Origin of the sequence: Brachybacterium sp. AG952, assembly GCF_004362645.1 — a bacterium.
Lineage (GTDB): Bacteria > Actinomycetota > Actinomycetes > Actinomycetales > Dermabacteraceae > Brachybacterium > Brachybacterium conglomeratum.
In genome coordinates this window covers 1-1314 of sequence record NZ_SNXV01000013.1, presented here as the reverse complement: position 1 = coordinate 1314, position 1314 = coordinate 1, and the positions used below count along the sequence as shown (strand labels likewise).

At 65.7% G+C, this 1314-nt stretch carries 1 protein-coding gene; it reads right to left on the bottom strand.

Going from position 1 to position 1314, the window contains the following annotated elements:
- Positions 1 to 8: 8 nt before the first annotated feature.
- Positions 9 to 1139: an IS30 family transposase gene (locus DEU31_RS16650; RefSeq protein ID WP_208110004.1), complete on the bottom strand. Its 1131-nt coding sequence runs from the start codon at positions 1137 to 1139 to the stop codon at positions 9 to 11.
- Positions 1140 to 1314 lie beyond the last annotated feature (175 nt).

The following is a 1314-nucleotide window of genomic DNA, read 5'->3' as shown; positions in this document are numbered from 1 at the left end:
AGGCCGCTTCAGTCGGTGAGTGCGACCGTGGTGATCAGTTCGTCGAGTGTCTCACTGGGGGTGGCGCCGTCGAGGATGACTCGGGGTCTTGCGTTGAGCATGTCCTGAACGGTGCGGAGTTCGTCGTCGGTGACGTGGTTGAAGTCGGTGCCCTTGGGGTATTCCCAGCGGAGCTGGCCGTTGAGGTTCTCGTTCGTGGGCCGTTGCCAGGGCGAGTGAGGATCGCAGAAGAAGACCGGGCAGCCCGTGGCCACGGTGAATCGGGAGTGCTGGGCCATCTCGGTTCCCTGGTCCCAGGTGATCGATCGTTTCACCGCCGCGGGCAGGTCCTCGACCATGGTGGTGAGCACGTCGATCACGGTGGTGGAGTCACGAGTTCCGGGAAGTCGCCCCAGGAGCGTGAACCGGGAGGCCCGTTCGACCAGCGTGATGATCCCGGAATTGTTCGGCCCCACGACCAGGTCTCCTTCCCAGTGGCCGGGGATCTTCCTGCCCGCGTGCTCGGCCGCGAGCATCTCCTCGCGATCGGCTAGCCGGTGCCCGTCCAGCCAGCTGCGCTTGTTCCGGGCCGGCAGCTTCGAGGACGGGATACGACCCTTACGGCCGGAACGAATCGCGCCTTCGACCTTCAGCTCGTGCCGCAGCGCCCCCGCGCCCTGGACGTAGAGAGCCTGGTAGAGGGCCTCGTGACTGATCTGCATGTTCTTATCGTCCGGGAACAACCGGCGCAGGCGCACGCTCACCTGCTGCGGCGACAGCTTCTGATCCAGCATCGCCACGACCATCCGGCGCAGCAACGGCAGGGTCTCGAGCTTGAACGCCTTCGGGCGCGCCCGGGCCTGATCAGCCCAGAACTGTGCCAGCGCGGCACTGTAATGAGCATCGTGATTGCCCCACCGGCCGTCTTCCGCGATCAGGCTGTGACGAGCGATCTCGCGGAACACCGTCGAGCGATGAACCCGCAGGCCAGACGCGATCTCGCCGGGGCTGTGGCCCTGGGCGATACCCAGCTCGATGAGAATTCGGTCAGCGAGCTGGAGCCTCCGCCCGTGCCCTGAGGCTGCGCCGAAGCTCTTCGCCGCCGGCGGCAGGATGACCGAGGACGAGGCGTGCCTGCTGGGTTTTCCGGGCTTGAGCATCACCCCAGCCTGCCGCAGCCACTTCCTCAACCAGAAACAGCTCATACCTGCTTCTCGCGCAGCGACCATCGCCGGCTTCCCGGCTATGACTGCCTCGATGACCTCCGCTCGAAACGACGCAGGCAACATCAGCAACTCCCTCCTCAGGAGTCGCACTCACCCGTTGAGGCGGCCT